This is a genomic window from Amycolatopsis sp. CA-161197 (assembly GCF_050942255.1).
In the GTDB taxonomy this organism is placed as follows: domain Bacteria; phylum Actinomycetota; class Actinomycetes; order Mycobacteriales; family Pseudonocardiaceae; genus Amycolatopsis.
Genome location: NZ_CP192059.1, coordinates 5,952,713 through 5,967,051, shown reverse-complemented (window position 1 = coordinate 5,967,051; position 14,339 = coordinate 5,952,713). Strand labels below are relative to the sequence as shown.

Below are 14,339 nucleotides of genomic sequence, written 5' to 3'. Positions count from 1 at the left end.
GAATTCCCATGCACGACCACAACGACGTGGCTATCGTCGGGGCAGGCCCCGTGGGGCTGATCGCCGCACACGAGTTGGCCCGCCGTGGCGTCTCGCTCCGCCTTTTCGACAAGCGACCCGGCCCCTCGCATACGACGCGGGCCTTCACCCTGCACGCGCGCACGATGGAGATGTTCGAGCACATCGGTGTCGCACACCGCATCGAGGAAGTCGCGCTGCCGTGTCCCGGCAACGTGTACCACTTCGAAGGAATGAGCGAGGACGAGAAGCCGCGCACGGATTTCCGCAGCCTGCCGACACGTTACCCGTTCTACTACAAGATCAATCAGAATGACTTCGAGCAAGTGCTGCGCGAACACCTTTGCGCCCACTACGGCATCCGACCGGAGTACGGCCAGGAGTTCACCGGCCTGACACAGGACGCGGACGGCGTGACGCTGTCGATCGTGGACAAGGCGTCCGGTGAGACGATCACCCATCGCAGCGCCTGGGTGATCGGCAGCGACGGCGCACACAGCCGCGTCCGGCAGAGCACCGGAATCGACTTCGTCGGGGACCGGGTCGGGGTCATGGCCATGATGGACGTCGAGATCGAGGACTTCGACTACGACGAGTCCTGGGTGAACTACTTCATCGGTGAGTCACTGTTCATGCTGGTCACCAAGCTGCCTGGAAAGCTATGGCGGGTTTACCTCAGCGACGCCGGCGCGATGACCAAGGCGGACGACCCGCGCGAATCGTTCCAGACGGTAGCCGACAAGATCGGAATCGGCATGCGGATCGGGGAACCGCACTGGGCCACGCAGTGGGAGATCCTCAACAGTGCCGCCACCAGCTACCGAGCCGGCCGGGTCCTTCTCTGTGGCGACGCCTCCCACGTGCACTCGCCGGCGGGCGGACAGGGCATGAACGGTTGCATGCAGGACGCGTTCAATCTCGCATGGAAGCTGGCAGCGGTGGTTGACGACGCGGCCCCGGATTCCCTCCTGGACACTTACGAGGCCGAACGGCGGCCCATCGGCGCCCAGATCACCGCCGGCGCCAAATCCACCCACGACATCGTGATGGCCTTCGGGCAGGGCCTCGAGGACCGGATCGCATTGACCCGCGAGCCAGGTTGGCAGCGACGCACCGTCGAGCTGATCTCCGGCCTGTCGCACAACTACCGCGACACCGTGACCGGCCCTGACGTCGAGCCCGTAGCCGGTCCTCAGGCCGGAGATCGCGCACCCGACGCCCAGCTCGTGGTCGAGCCCCGCAAGCGGCTGTTCGACCTGTTCCGGCACTGCGGGTTCACCATGCTGTTCGTGCCACGGCCCGGCGATCCGGAGGACCTCGCACACGCCGCGCGGGTCGCCGAACAGATGCGGGGCGCGTTCGGTGACCGGGTGTCGTCCGTGCTGGTCTCCGCCGACCGCATCGCGGGCTTCGACGAGGATCACCGCATCCCGGACCAGCTGGGCGAGCTGGCCCAGCGATATGCGGTCGGCGAGGGTGAGGCTCGGGCCATCCTGGTGCGTCCGGACATGTATGTGGGCGGGCACTGCCGCCTCGAGGACGCGGAGTCGCTCTTCGAGCTGATCTCTGGCTGGCTGATGCCGCGGACGGCCACGCCCGCGAGCTGACCGGACCCAGAAGGAACGCATGCCGGATCTCACCGCGCAGGTGCTCGGCACGACGGCCGGCGTGGCGCGTCCGCGCGGTGCCCGACGCGCCGGTGAGATATCAGCACATGTTCGTCCGGTAGGCCGTGCTCACCGAGCCCGTGTTGGGTCCCGTGATCGACATCTGCACGGGTGAGCACCTCTGCACGCCACACCGGCAGGACTTCGTGCTACTTGCCGCCATCCTCGGCGTCACGAGGTCGGTCGACGAGCTCACCCGGCGCAGTGACACCGAGGCAGCAGCCCCTGCAGTCGCCCTCCTCAAAACTCGGCACGCCGGGACGCCGGCGCGCCTGTCCGACCTTGATTGCCGCCTCGACCGGCTCCACGGCTCCGCTCGTCACTGCGGCTTCGACGCTCACGGTGTCCGCCTTGGACGCAGGCTGTTGGACGCCGAGCTTCCGCACGGTCGCGGCGCGGGCCGCGCGCTGAGCGGATCCACACTGCACATGCCGAAGTCGGCGACATTGCGAGAGTCGTCACGCCACGGAGGTGGCCACAGCCCATGTGACAATTCGGTCCAGTGGCCGCTGGCCTACTCCCATTCTCTGCAGCGGTCTGAGTCCGGGTCTCGAACAGGCCCGGAACTACGCGACGATGGCGTGCTCACCGACCGCATCATCACCCCAGACGGCCTCGACACAGCCGAGGAGGTCGCGGTGCTCAGTTTTCTTCGCGGTACGCGACGCGCACCTCCCACCTTGATCGGCGCACGGACGACGTCATCACCCACAACATGCACCAGCAGACCTCTCGGGAGAAACCCATGCCCCGCAACAGTTGTCCGGAAACGGAACGATGAAATCCGCGCTGTCCGCTTCCTCACACGTCGTCGCAGGCTTTCTCCGGGCCAAGAACGCGCACGATCCACACGCGACGCACGGGTACTTCCACAGCGATCGCTGTGCCTTCACCGACGCCACCCTCGGTATGCAGTTCCTGGGAAATACCGCAGTGCGAACGCTGTGGGAGCAGTTGTTGCCCCCGCTGCCGGCCGGGGCTCACTCCCGCGCCACCCGCATCGTCGGCGGGCTTTCGAGTTTCATCGTCTTCGTGACCAATAGCCCGGAGATGTTCGGCTCCGAGATCCGGTCCGTGGCAGCTGTCGACGTCGAAGACAACCGGGTCGTCCGATGGGTCGACTACTGGGACGGGCGAACGATGGACGCAGGGCGGATCGATGAGCTGCGTGCTCCCACCGAGGCCTTCCCCACCTCGTTCGGTGAGGCCTTGGTCGTTTCCCGGCCCCAGTCCGCCATCGACATTGCCGCTCGCCATCTGGCGGCGGCGTTGGCGGGCGGTGCCAGTGGTGCTGCGGCGTCGATGATGGCACCGGACGCATTCTTCGAAGACCTCACCCTACGTGTAGCCCTTCGTGGATCGGCCGCCATCGAGCGGTTCCTCGACCGGGCGCTGCCCGACTTGCCCTGGGGAACCGGGGCCCGCCTGCGCCACGTGACGGGTGAAGGCCATGCCGGAGGGTTCGAGTGGATCGGCGACCGCACAGCACCGAACGGGGTGGCCTGCATCGACGTTGACGAATCGGGCCGGATCACCCGACTGACGACGATGTGGGACGGAACGCAACTGCACGTCGGCACCCTCTCCAGCCTGGTCTTGGCAGCCACGACGCCCTGATACCAGGAGCCGAACCCCGCATCGGCGGCCAAAGCCACTTTCGTGACATTTTCGTCACCGCGTCGTCGACACATCGCTGGTGATAAGTCCTAGGGGAGATCTTTCCTATCCTCGATATTTGTTGACACAGAAATGAGATGACCAGTACGTTGAGACCACGCCGGACGCTGAGATGAGGCGCCAGTCGCAACCGGTCAGGTCGAAGTCGGCTCGGACGAGAGGTCTGGCCGGCATGGCGGTTACCAAGCACATCAGAACCTTCATTGACGAAGGGTTTCACGTGACGAATCACGGTTCCCCAGTGTCGGGCCGGTCGATCGGCGCCGCACTCATCCGGTCGGCCAACATCGAGATCATCCCCCTCAAGGGGGCCGAAGCGAAGCTTCGCGCCCTGCCCGTAGGTTCCGGGGTGACGATCACGTGCTCTCCGAAATTCGGCCTCGAGCGAACACTGCACCACGTCGAGAGTGCTGCCGAAGCCGGCTTCCATGTGATCCCGCATCTCGCGGCCCGGCAGGTCACCGATCGGGCCGAACTCGAGCAATTCGTACGCCGCGTGGAGAAGGCGGGTGTGACTGACCTCTACGTGATCGGGGGCGACGCCGACCGCCCAGCCGGGCGCTACTCGGCGGCCCTCGAGGTGCTTCGGGACCTGGCTGACATCGACCACTCGCTCACGAGGGTCGGCGTTGGTTGCTATCCCGAAGGGCACCCCAAGATCGACGACTCGGTGCTGATCGAGGCGCTGCTGGCCAAACAGGGCTATGCCGATTACATGGTCAGCCAACTGTGCTTCGATCCCAACGCCCTGGTGAGTTGGCTGGGCACCGTCCGTGCTGCCGGCGTGCATTTGCCGTTACGGATCGGTTTGGCTGCCCCGATGAGCGTGCGCAAGCTCGCAGAACTGTCCTTCAAGATCGGCGTCGGACAGTCACTGCGTTTCCTCACCAAACAACGCGGCGTCGTCGGGAACCTGATTCTGGGGACCAACTCCTACCGGCCCGAGGATCTCCTTGAGGCAATCGAACCGGAACTCCTCGCCGACCCGCACCAAATCGAGGGCCTCCACCTGTTCTCGTTCAATCAGATCGAGGCGACCGCTGCCTGGCAGCGACAGGTTGTCGACGCAGCCTGAACATGCGCAAACGAATTTCCCAACGCGAGTTGGCAGTGTCGGCAACAAGGAAGGAGCGACCAGATGAGCACGCTGAACCTCGAACAGGTGATTCAGCAGGCCGGCGGCGATGTGGTCGAGATGCTGCGCAATGCGCAGATCGGCAACTTCGCAATTCCGCTGCGGCCCGAGTACACCAACTGGCGGGACGAGCAGGAGGCCTGGGCCACGACGGCGGTGCTGTTCGATCAGTCGTTCCACATGACCGACGTGTACTTCACCGGAACTGATGTCAAGCGGCTGTTCTCGGAGTCGGCGGTCAACAAATTCGACAATTTCGGACGCAACCGGGCCAAGCAGTTCGTGGGGGTGAACGAAGAGGGCTATCTGATCGGCGACTCGATCTTATTCGGGCTGGAGGAGAATCGGTATTCCCTGGTCGGAACCGGCGTGGCCGGGAACTGGATGGCCTACCGTGCGCAGACCGGAGACTACGATGTCGAGGTAGAGTTCGATCTCGCCTCTGCGGTCAACGACAAACCACGACGGATCTTCCGTTTCCAGCTTCAGGGACCCAATGCTCTGAAGGTCGTGGAAAGGGCGCACGGCGGGCCGCTGCCCACGATCAAGTTCTTCTCCATGGGGGAGTTCAGTATCGCGGGGGTACCGATCCGCGCACTCAACCACACGATGGTGGGACATCCCGGGCTCGAGCACACCGGGCTGGAGATGACCGGGCCCTACGAGCAGGGCCCGGTGGTGTGGGCGGCGCTGATCGAGGCGGGGATCGAGTTCGGCCTGTGTCAAGGGGGTGGCCTGGCCTACCCCACCACCGCGGTGGAGACCGGGTGGCTGCCCTTGCCGGTGCCGGCGATCTACACCGGCGATGCGATGAAGGGCTACCGGGAGTTCCTCAGCGCGGCGACTCTGGAGGCCAACTACGCGATCGCGGGCAGCTACGTGCGACCGAGCATCGAGGAGTACTACGTCACGCCCTACGACCTGGGCTACGACCGGTTGATCCGGTTCGACCACGAGTTCATCGGCCGTGACGCCCTTCGCGAGCTTGCCGACCGGCCGCACCGGCGGAAGGTGTGGTTGCGCTGGAACGCCGAGGACTGCGGGCAGGTGCTGGCCCAGAGCCTGTTCGGCGGAAAGGATCGAACGAAGTACCTCGCTCAGCCCTTCAACGAGTACGGCGTTTCCCAGAACGACACGGTGACCATCGGCGGCCGACCCGCCGGTGTGTCGACCTCCTGCTCCTACACTGTCAACATCGGTACGTTCGCGTCCATCGGCCTGATCGATGAGGCCCACGCCCAGGACGGGACCGAGGTCATTCTCACCTGGGGCGAGCCGGACGGTGGTGCTCGCAGGCCCAACGTCGAGCGGCACGTCCAGGCCGAGATCCGAGCGACGGTCAGCACGATACCCCTGACCTGAGCCGAACCGGATCCGCGAGCAGAGGTCGTTGTCCGGATCGACTGCCGTTACAGCGCAGGAAAGATGTGCCATGTCCGAGACTTCACGTAACAGAACAACGACGACTGAACTCACGTCGCGCTCCAGTGCTCAACTCACAGGTGAGCACACCGCCGGAGTGCGGGAGTTCGTCGCAGCGGTCGGCGCTCACGCACCGGCTCCGGGCGGCGGCGCTGCGGCGGCGGTCGTTGCCGCACTGGCGGCGGCGCTGGACGAGATGGCGGCGCGATACACCTTCGGCCACGGATCGGGGACGTTGTCGTTCTCGGACGTGGTTTCACGCGCGGCGCTCCTGCGTGAGCGCGCGCTGCTCCTGGCCGACGAGGATGCGCACGCCTACGAGCGCTACGTCGCCATCCGCCGTCTGGCCAACACCGACTCGGCACGTGATCGCGAGGAGAGGGCGAGGGCTGCGGAGGATGCCGCCGCGGTACCGGGCGAACTGGCAAACCTCGCGCTCGAGGTGACTGATCTGAGTGAGCGGCTCATGGAGGCGGGGAATCCGCGCCTTCGCTCGGATGCCTGCATAGCGGTGTTGCTCTCGGCAGCCGTCGCGGGCAGCGCGGCAGTCCTCGTTACCCAGAACCTCAGCGCCGACCGTGGCGACAAACGAATCACCGAGGCACGTCGGTGGGCCCAGGCGGCAGCCAAAGCTGCATTCCGGGTCAGCAACGGTCTCGGACTCATCGAGGAGGGTGAGTGGCGGTGACTGCCGAGATCATCGACGGGGTCAAGATCGCGGCCGAGTTGGAGGAGCAACTGCGCCGCGAGGTGGCCGCGCTCCCAGGTGGTCGGCTGGACGGGGCCCTGGCAACCGTGTCCGTGGGCGAGACCTTCCAGTCCACCGCATACCAGCGCAGGCTCCAGCGGCTCGCCCGCCGGCTCGACCTGCCCTACGAGCACCACGGTCTCCCCGCCGCCGCGACCGAGCAGTCGCTCATGGACACGATCGCGGTGCTGGGTGACGACCCGAAGGTGGCCGGGATCCTTCTGCTGAGACCGCTGCCCGCGCACATTCGCGAATCGTCGGTGTTCGCCGCGCTGCTTCCGGAGAAGGATGTCGAGGCTGTGCACCCGGAGAACGCGGGCATGCTCGCTCTCGGGACCCCCCGCTTCGTCCCCTCAACCGCAGCGTCCGCGTATCACGTCCTCGACACGTGGCTCGATCGCGTCGGCGAGGATCGGGTCCGCTTCTACGAGAACGCGACCATCGTTGTCGTCGGGCGCTCAAACAATGTCGGCAAACCCGCGGTGTCCCTGGCCTACCAGCGGCATGCCGCGGTGACCTCGATCGACGAATGGTCCGGCCGAGGCAGCCGGCTCGGCTTCCACACCCGGCGGGCCGACGTCCTGATCGTCGCTGCGGGCGTGCCTGGGCTCATCGGTGCCGAACACGTCCGTGAAGGTGCCATCGTCCTCGACATCGGGATCAACCCCGCTCCCTCGAAACACAGCAGCGACGTGCGCATCGTCGGCGACGTGGCCTTCGCCGAGGTGCTGGACCGGGCACGGGCCATCACCCCCGTTCCCGGCGGCATCGGCCCGGTCACCGACGTGCGGCTATTCCAGAATGTCGTCCTCGCTCAGCACAACCGCGTACCAGGCCCGACGTGTCAGGACCCGGTTCGGACACCTCGATGAGCGCGCGTCTCGGCGACCACACAACAATGGCTGGCCGGGCTCGAACCGCAGGGACGGTTGATCGCCGCCGGTCCGCTTCTCGACGACGACCACCGGTCGTCCGGGTCCGGAGTTGTCTTCGTCGGAGCTGCATCGCGGTACGAGGCGGCGCACCTGCTCGACCAGGATCCCTTTAACGCCTGCGGCCCGCGGACCTACCGGCTGAACCCGTGGCGGATCAACGAAGGCGTCCTGCGGGCGACCGTCACCCTGTCCGACGGCTCAGCCGACCTGACCTGACTTACACGACCGCACTCGCGGAAGGAACGAGCGCCATGACGACGACGTCAACACCGCACCCCCCGGCGGCGCCGATCTCCACTCGGACCGACGACCTCATCCTGACCTTGTCGTGTGCGGACCGGCCGGGGTTGGTCTTCGACATCTCCCGGCTCCTCGTCGACCAACGCGGCGATATCGTCGAAAGCCAGCAGTTCAGCGATCGGGTCTCATCCAGGTTCTTCATGCGGCTGCGCTTCGGATCGATCGATGGGTCACCGCTCGACCGCGAGACGCTGTCCAAGGGTCTGCAAGCGCTCGCGCGCCACACCGACATGAGCTGGCGAGTCTCCGCCGCGGCGAACCGGCCGCGAGTGCTGATCATGGTGAGCAAGTACGGCCACTGCCTCAACGACCTGCTCTTCCGGACAGCCAACGGGGACCTACCCATCGATGTCGCCGCGGTCGTCTCGAACCACCCTGACCTCGGCGCCCTGGCCGACAACTACAACGTCCCGTTTCACCACGTGCCTGTCACGTCCAGCGGCAAGCCAGCTGCCGAGGCACGACTGCTCGACCTCGTCGATGACCTGGACATCGACCTGGTCGTCCTCGCCCGGTACATGCAGATCCTGTCGACGGAGCTGTGCAAGCGTATCGAGGGCCGGGCGATCAACATCCACCACTCGATGCTGCCCAGCTTCAAAGGCGCCCGGCCCTACTTTCAGGCCAAAGACCGTGGGGTCAAGTTGGTCGGAGCGACTGCTCACTATGTCACTGCCGACCTTGACGAGGGCCCGATCATCGAGCAGGAGGTCGCCCGAGTCGACCACACACTGACCGCAGAGGACGTTACCGCACTCGGGCGTGACAACGAATGCCTGGCCCTGGCTCGTGCGGTGCGCTGGCACGCGGAGAACCGGGTCCTGCTCGACGGGCATCGCACGGTCGTCTTCCGATGAGGAACTGCGACAACCCGCTTTTCGCCCTCGCCTCAGCTGAGGAGTACCTGAACAGTCCACTGTTCACGGTGACCGTGTGCGGGACACCGGCTCCGTGCGCGATGCCGTCCGCCTCCCTCGCCGCCGCGCTGCCCAGCGTACGGGCGGCGGGGCTCATCGCCGCTCCAGCAGGCGTCCTTCCGGCTGCCATGGTCCCAGCCGGAGCCGACGGGCCGTGCGAGGGCCTCTCTGCGGAGCCGGGGTAGCGGTGAACCCCGAGCAGTTCGGGCGGCTCGGCGCCTTCACCGGCGCAATCGGGAGGTCGAGGCGATGCCTGGTGATGGGCATTCTCAACGTCACACCCGACTCCTTTTCCGACGGTGGTCGATACTCGTCCACCAAGGCTGCGGTCGAGCACGGGCTCGCGATGGCCGCCGACGGTGCCGACATCATCGACGTGGGCGGTGAGTCCACCCGCCCAGGGGCCAGACGCATCGCGGTCGACACCGAGCTGGCCCGGGTCTTGCCAGTGGTGCGCGACCTCTCGCGCTGCGGTATCACGGTCAGCATCGACACGACCCGCGCAGTCGTGGCGGACGCGGCAGCCAGAGCGGGAGCCTCAATGGTCAACGACGTCAGCGGGGGACTGGCCGACCCCGCTATGGCCGAATGCATCGCCGCTGCCGGGCTTCCCTACGTCGCGATGCACTGGCGCGCCCCCAGCCGCACCATGGCACAGCGCGCTTTCTACCGCGATGTGGTGACTGAGGTGGTCGGAGAGCTCCGCGCCCGCGTCGAAACTCTCGTCACCGCGGGAGTCAAACCGAACCGAATCATCCTTGATCCCGGCCTCGGATTCGCCAAGACCGCCACGCACAACTGGCAGCTACTCGGCCGCATCGAGGAACTCATAGCCTTGGGGCATCCCGTCCTCGTCGGCGCGTCTCGCAAGTCCTTCCTCGGCGAGCTGCTCGGAGGGAGGGCGGCGGCCCCACCGGCTGCTCGGGAGGCGGCGACGATGGCGACCTCAGCGCTCGCTGCCGCTGCAGGTGCCTTCTGCGTCCGGGTCCACGATGTCGCGACCTCACTCGATGCTGTCCGAGTCGCCGACGCCTGGGCAGCCGCCTCCGGGGCCAACCGCTCATGAGCCATGAGCCCTATTGCTGCAGTACTGAACGGGCGGGACAAAGTAGTGACCGCGCAGCAGCCTGCACTCGGACGCCGGGCAAGAGCTGGAATCGGCAGCCGATCGGCAAAGGGCGTCTTCTCCCACTTCCGTCGCTGATTTCGGGACTGTCCGCGTCACCCGAAGTTCGACCTCAAACCTTCGAGGCGGCATCACCTTCATACCGGCAACCGTGCGAGCGACTTGCAAGATCGACGGTCCCCGCAGTCCGGTCAGCCGCGCGATCTCAGCACCGAACGACTCCAACCCTGGCGAATGCTTGATCACCGACAACACTCGTGCCGAAATCATCGAGTAGTTAAAAGTCGACACAGTTGATCGTAGAGCAGTCGGGGCGGAGGTATATACGAAAAGTTCGAGGCAAAACTGGTACGCAGGTGGGCGGGCCGTGGAGGTCCGGGACGTGGCGAACCGGACGCCCGCGGTGGTCCGTGGTGGACATGCGCACAGATTGAGCTTCCCCCAAGATCGTGGAGGCATGGACTATGAGGATCATGTGTCATGTCCGAGAAGAGGCGGAAGTTCGAGCGGGAGTTCCGTGAAGGAGCTGTCCGGATCGTCCGCCAGACGAACAAGCCGATCGCTCAAGTAGCTGCTGACCTGGGGATTCATGCCGGAACTCTGGCGAACTGGGTCGAGCAGGACAAGATCGACCGTGGCGAGTGTGAAGGCCTGAGCGGCGACGAGCGGGCTGAACTGGCTCGGCTTCGGGCGGAGAACGCCGAGCTGCGGATGGAGCGCGATGTCCTAATAGGTCTTGTCGGTGGACGGGCCGCCTGGTGATGTCTTAGCCCGTTGAGGCTTTGCTTGAGACCGGCGCGTATCGGCGTGTCTGGCCCGTCCTCGGCGGTGTGGTGATCAAGGGTTCGGTCATGGTTCGAGCCGCTTGCAGGGTGACGTCCTTGATGTGCTGGGCCGGTGAGCCCTCTGCTGAGAACGACGACGTCCCTGCGGGGTGCTGGGGTCGTGAACGGCTCTATCGGAGGTCAGGCCCTCGAGCCTTGCTATTAGGTCGCCGCACGTTCTCACCGGTGCTCGGACCGGACGGTGATTTCCCTTGCTGTGTAAGGAGATTCGGTGTCGGTGTTCTGCGGCGTGGACTGGGCCGAAGGTCATCACGATGTTGCGCTGGTGGACGGGGAGGGCAGGCTGGTTGCGAAGCGGCGGATCAACGAGACGCCGGAGGGGTTCGCGGAGTTCACCGCGATGCTGGCCGAGGCCGGCGACTGCGCGGAGCAGCCGATCCCGGTCGCGATCGAGACCCCGCGCGGCCTGCTGGTAGCCGCGTTACGCGCCGCCGGGAGGGCGGTCTATCCGATCAACCCGCTGGCGGTGGCCCGATATCGGGAGCGCACCTCGATGTCAGGAAAGAAGAGCGACCACCACGATGCAATGGCCCTGGCCAACATCCTGCGCACCGACGCGCATCTGCACCGCCAGCTGCCCGACGACACCGACCTGGCCCGGTCGATCAGCGTGCTCGCGCGGGCGCACCAGGACGCGGTGTGGCGACGCACCAAGCTGGTGCAGGAACTGCGGGCCCGGCTGCGCGAGTACCACCCCGGGTTTCTGGCCGCGTTCGGGCCGGGCTCAGGCGCGGGATCGGGGATGTCCACCACCCAGCTGGCCAGCAACGACGCCCGGGCCGTGCTCGCGCTCGCGCCCAGCCCGGCCGAGGCGCAGCGCGCGTCGACCGAGCGAGTCGAGACGGCGCTGCGCCGCGGCGGCCGACAGCGCAATATCCCGGCCCGAGCCGCCGCGATCGTGGCGGCGTTGCGTGTCCCGCAGTTGCGCCACGACCGGCTGGTCGAGCAGGCGTTGCGCGTCGAAGCCCTGGCGCTGCTGGACGTGTTGAACGCCGTGTGCCAGTCGATCGAGCAACTCGCTGCCGCGGTCACCGAGGCATTCCGCCAGCACCCGGACTACACGATCATCACCAGTTTTCCCGGCCTGGCCGACATCAGCGGCGCGATCGTGCTCGCGGAAGTCGGTGATGACCGTGCCCGGTTTGCCGACGACCGGGCGTTGCAGGCGTTCGCCGGCTCGGCGCCGGTCACCCGCGCCTCGGGCAAGTCCCGCAGTGTCGTGCGACGACGGACCAAGAACAACCGGCTCGCCGCGGTGGGATTCTCGTGGGCGTTCACCGCAGCCGCGCGACCGTCCCCGGCCCGCGAGCATTACCTGCGTCGCCGTGAGCGCGGTGATGGGCACCCCGCCGCGCTGCGGCACTTGTTCAACCGCATGCTCGGCCAGCTCCACCACTGCCTGCAGACCGGCCAGACCTATGACCCCGTGAAAGCCTTCCCGCACCGCCCGACACACGTTGAGCCCCTAGCCGCTTGACAAGTTGGCGACATCGGAGGTCTCAAGCGATCCGTGGTCGGGTGGGTGAAGGAGGCGACGCGGTGAGCCTGGCCGCGTTCATCGCCGACCAGAGGACCAGCCACGACGTGCCGCACGCTGTCGCTTGCCGGGCTCTGACCGTGTCGGAATCGTGGTTCTACAAGTGGAACTCTCGTCGACACCAGCAGACGCCGACGCTGGCCGAACAGCGGCGGACGGAGGTCGACGCGGCCGTCGCGGAGGCGTTCGAGACCGCCTACGGCTTGCATGGGTCACCGCGTATTCACGCTGATGTACGCGCTGCGGGGTGGGTGGTGAGTGAGAAGACGATGGCGAACTCGATGGCCCGCCAAGGCCTGGTCGCCCGAGCGAAGAAGCGGCGGAAGAATCTGACTCGGCCGGACAAGCGGGCGGTGCCGTTCCCGGATCTGGTGAAGCGGGACTTCACCGCGTCAGCGCCGAACACGAAGTGGGTCGGCGATATGACCGAAATCCCGACCGGCGAGGGCAAGCTCTACCTGTCGACGGCGATCGATCTGTTCTCCCGCCGGCTGCTCGGCTACGCCACCAGCGTCCATCCGGACGCTGAACTCGCAGGTGAGACCATCAAAATGGCCGTCGTCGCCCGCGGCGGAAGAGAACGGCTGGCCGGTGTGATCTTCCACTCCGACCGCGGTTCTACTCACACCGCGCACGATTTCACTGTGCTCTGCAACAAGGTCGGTATTCGACAGTCGATGGGCAGGACCGGGTCATGTTTCGACAACGCCGCGGCTGAGTCGTTTTTCTCAACCTTGGAACACGAAGTCCTCTCCCATCATCATTTCAGAACCCGGAAAGAAGCGCAACAGACTATTGTTGTATGGGTCGTCGACTTCTACAATCGACGACGTCGCCACAGTTCCTGTGACATGCAGTCCCCGATCGACTACGAGACCGCTGCGGCCGACCGAGCCGCATAGAGGAGCCCTCCACGGTTCGGGGGGAAGCTCAGGGACTCCACGAAACCAGGGGCAGACCAATGCCTCCATCGACCCGGGGCGGGACAGTGTACGGGTTGTTCCCCGGGCAGGGTGGTGCGTTTGTATGCCCGGGGCTGGCAGCCGGCCAGCCCGAGTTCGCGGAGGGACAGGGCTTCTGACCTGCGGTTTCGGCTGGTGCGCGCTACTAGGATTGAACCAGTGACCTCTTCCGTGCCAGGGGAGTGTGACGCGCGTTTTGACCTGGCGAAACGCCTATCGTCGCAGGTCGTTGGGGCCCGTTGGTCCCCGGAGGGTCGCGTTCGGCGCTATCGCGGCGGGTTCCCTCGCCGAGGAATCGCCAGATGGCGGGGTGTGTCGTGTGCCGCCTGGCGGTCTGAGCGCTCTTTGGTTGTGGCCCGTTCCGAGGTCGGGCAGGGGCTCCGAGTATCGAGGTCGACGTGAAGATCGTGTTGATGCGAGTGCTTCGCGTCCGCGTCCGCTGTGACTCGTGCGGCCGGCGAGTCCGGGTTTAGCGCTGGCAAGACTGCGGAAGCCCACGCGCTAAGGTTATCGACCGCGAGTAGGCGGCGCTTTGTGTGCTGGTGCAGCCTTGCGCAGCCGTACCAGACTGCCACCGCGTGTGGGTGTTCGTGTTCGTGGTGGCGGCCGGGACCGAACAGTAGGCCAGCAAGCCGGGGGCGCGCCAGCTGCGGACCATGCGGCCGATCACAGCCGGGCCAGTACCGTCGCGGTCGGCGTGTCCAGCTCGGCCAGGCCACGGGGGACGCGCTCCCTTGGACACGTCGCCTGGTCGGCGTCTTCACCGGAAATCCCGCGACGCCGAGGCGAGGCTTTTCAGGTCGAGTGGCGTGACATGGTCGGCGACCAGCGACACGGTGCCCTGCCCGACCTGGGCTATCCCGCGCGCGAACAGCGCGGAGTTGTTCAGCCACGCCTGACGCGCCGAGCCCCATGATCCGACCGAGACCACGACGTTGCACACCCAGGTCTCGTCCTCGAGGTTGAGGAAGGTGATCCCGCCGGCGGTGGCGGGCCGTTGTTTGGGGGTGACCGCGCCGCCGACCTTGATCCGCGTGCCGTCGGGGACGT

General features: G+C 66.2%; 13 protein-coding genes and 1 pseudogene. 12 read left to right on the top strand and 2 right to left on the bottom strand.

Features of this window, described 5'->3' with window-relative positions:
* The first annotated feature begins 8 nt into the window (after window positions 1-8).
* Entirely contained in the window at window positions 9-1,625 is a 1,617-nt protein-coding gene (locus tag ACQPXB_RS27855) for an FAD-dependent oxidoreductase (RefSeq protein WP_432844961.1), read from the top strand.
* A gap of 209 nt (window positions 1,626-1,834) precedes the next feature.
* Here the strand turns inward: ACQPXB_RS27855 and ACQPXB_RS27850 are convergent, their stop codons facing one another.
* Complete coding sequence (locus ACQPXB_RS27850) at window positions 1,835-2,026, bottom strand: hypothetical protein (RefSeq protein ID WP_432844960.1); 192 nt, start codon at window positions 2,024-2,026, stop codon at window positions 1,835-1,837.
* A gap of 436 nt (window positions 2,027-2,462) precedes the next feature.
* Here ACQPXB_RS27850 and ACQPXB_RS27845 point away from each other — a divergent pair, with 436 nt between their 5' ends.
* From ACQPXB_RS27845 to ACQPXB_RS27795, 11 genes and pseudogenes are all read left to right on the top strand, one after another.
* The gene (locus ACQPXB_RS27845; RefSeq protein WP_432844959.1) at window positions 2,463-3,302 is read left to right on the top strand and encodes a hypothetical protein; all 840 of its coding nucleotides are present in this window, start codon (window positions 2,463-2,465) and stop codon (window positions 3,300-3,302) included.
* A 232-nt stretch (window positions 3,303-3,534) separates the two neighbouring features.
* The gene (locus ACQPXB_RS27840) at window positions 3,535-4,437 is read left to right on the top strand and encodes a methylenetetrahydrofolate reductase (protein WP_432844958.1); all 903 of its coding nucleotides are present in this window, start codon (window positions 3,535-3,537) and stop codon (window positions 4,435-4,437) included.
* 63 nt (window positions 4,438-4,500) lie between these two features.
* Entirely contained in the window at window positions 4,501-5,859 is a 1,359-nt protein-coding gene (locus ACQPXB_RS27835) for an aminomethyl transferase family protein (protein ID WP_432844957.1), read from the top strand.
* Window positions 5,860-5,929: 70 nt separating this feature from the next.
* Entirely contained in the window at window positions 5,930-6,607 is a 678-nt protein-coding gene (locus ACQPXB_RS27830; RefSeq protein WP_432844956.1) for a cyclodeaminase/cyclohydrolase family protein, read from the top strand.
* Window positions 6,598-7,539: a bifunctional 5,10-methylenetetrahydrofolate dehydrogenase/5,10-methenyltetrahydrofolate cyclohydrolase gene (locus tag ACQPXB_RS27825; RefSeq protein ID WP_432844955.1), complete on the top strand. Its 942-nt coding sequence runs from the start codon at window positions 6,598-6,600 to the stop codon at window positions 7,537-7,539. Before ACQPXB_RS27830 ends, ACQPXB_RS27825 begins: the two co-directional genes overlap by 10 nt.
* Window positions 7,540-7,560: 21 nt before the next feature.
* Window positions 7,561-7,818, top strand: a pseudogene (locus ACQPXB_RS27820) (YciI family protein); the annotation flags it as partial.
* Window positions 7,819-7,853: 35 nt separating this feature from the next.
* Window positions 7,854-8,759 carry a formyltetrahydrofolate deformylase gene (gene purU, locus ACQPXB_RS27815; RefSeq protein ID WP_432844954.1) on the top strand — a complete coding sequence of 302 codons (906 nt, stop codon included), beginning with the start codon at window positions 7,854-7,856 and terminating at the stop codon, window positions 8,757-8,759.
* Window positions 8,760-9,078: 319 nt separating this feature from the next.
* Window positions 9,079-9,885 carry a dihydropteroate synthase gene (folP, locus tag ACQPXB_RS27810; RefSeq protein WP_432856813.1) on the top strand — a complete coding sequence of 269 codons (807 nt, stop codon included), beginning with the start codon at window positions 9,079-9,081 and terminating at the stop codon, window positions 9,883-9,885.
* 540 nt (window positions 9,886-10,425) lie between these two features.
* On the top strand, window positions 10,426-10,707 hold the full coding sequence (locus ACQPXB_RS27805) for a transposase (RefSeq protein WP_432844953.1): 282 nt from the start codon (window positions 10,426-10,428) through the stop codon (window positions 10,705-10,707).
* Window positions 10,708-11,001: 294 nt separating this feature from the next.
* Complete coding sequence (locus ACQPXB_RS27800) at window positions 11,002-12,267, top strand: IS110 family transposase (protein WP_432844952.1); 1,266 nt, start codon at window positions 11,002-11,004, stop codon at window positions 12,265-12,267.
* Window positions 12,268-12,329: 62 nt separating this feature from the next.
* A complete protein-coding gene (locus tag ACQPXB_RS27795; protein ID WP_432844951.1) occupies window positions 12,330-13,229 on the top strand; it encodes an IS3 family transposase in 900 nt (299 codons plus the stop codon).
* 820 nt (window positions 13,230-14,049) lie between these two features.
* On the opposite strand, the gene ACQPXB_RS27790 is transcribed toward ACQPXB_RS27795, so the two are convergent.
* Window positions 14,050-14,232, bottom strand: coding sequence for a hypothetical protein (locus ACQPXB_RS27790; RefSeq protein ID WP_432844950.1), 183 nt, complete (start codon window positions 14,230-14,232; stop codon window positions 14,050-14,052).
* Window positions 14,233-14,339 lie beyond the last annotated feature (107 nt).

What these genes read in the sequence shown, in the direction of transcription:
- ACQPXB_RS27855 (WP_432844961.1), top strand. Translation starts at nt 9, where the DNA reads ATGCACGACCACAACGACGTGGCTATCGTCGGGGCAGGCCCCGTGGGG.
- ACQPXB_RS27845 (WP_432844959.1), top strand. Translation starts at nt 2,463, where the DNA reads ATGAAATCCGCGCTGTCCGCTTCCTCACACGTCGTCGCAGGCTTTCTC.
- ACQPXB_RS27840 (WP_432844958.1), top strand. Translation starts at nt 3,535, where the DNA reads ATGGCGGTTACCAAGCACATCAGAACCTTCATTGACGAAGGGTTTCAC.
- ACQPXB_RS27835 (WP_432844957.1), top strand. Translation starts at nt 4,501, where the DNA reads ATGAGCACGCTGAACCTCGAACAGGTGATTCAGCAGGCCGGCGGCGAT.
- ACQPXB_RS27830 (WP_432844956.1), top strand. Translation starts at nt 5,930, where the DNA reads ATGTCCGAGACTTCACGTAACAGAACAACGACGACTGAACTCACGTCG.
- purU (WP_432844954.1), top strand. Translation starts at nt 7,854, where the DNA reads ATGACGACGACGTCAACACCGCACCCCCCGGCGGCGCCGATCTCCACT.
- folP (WP_432856813.1), top strand. Translation starts at nt 9,079, where the DNA reads ATGGGCATTCTCAACGTCACACCCGACTCCTTTTCCGACGGTGGTCGA.
- ACQPXB_RS27805 (WP_432844953.1), top strand. Translation starts at nt 10,426, where the DNA reads ATGTCCGAGAAGAGGCGGAAGTTCGAGCGGGAGTTCCGTGAAGGAGCT.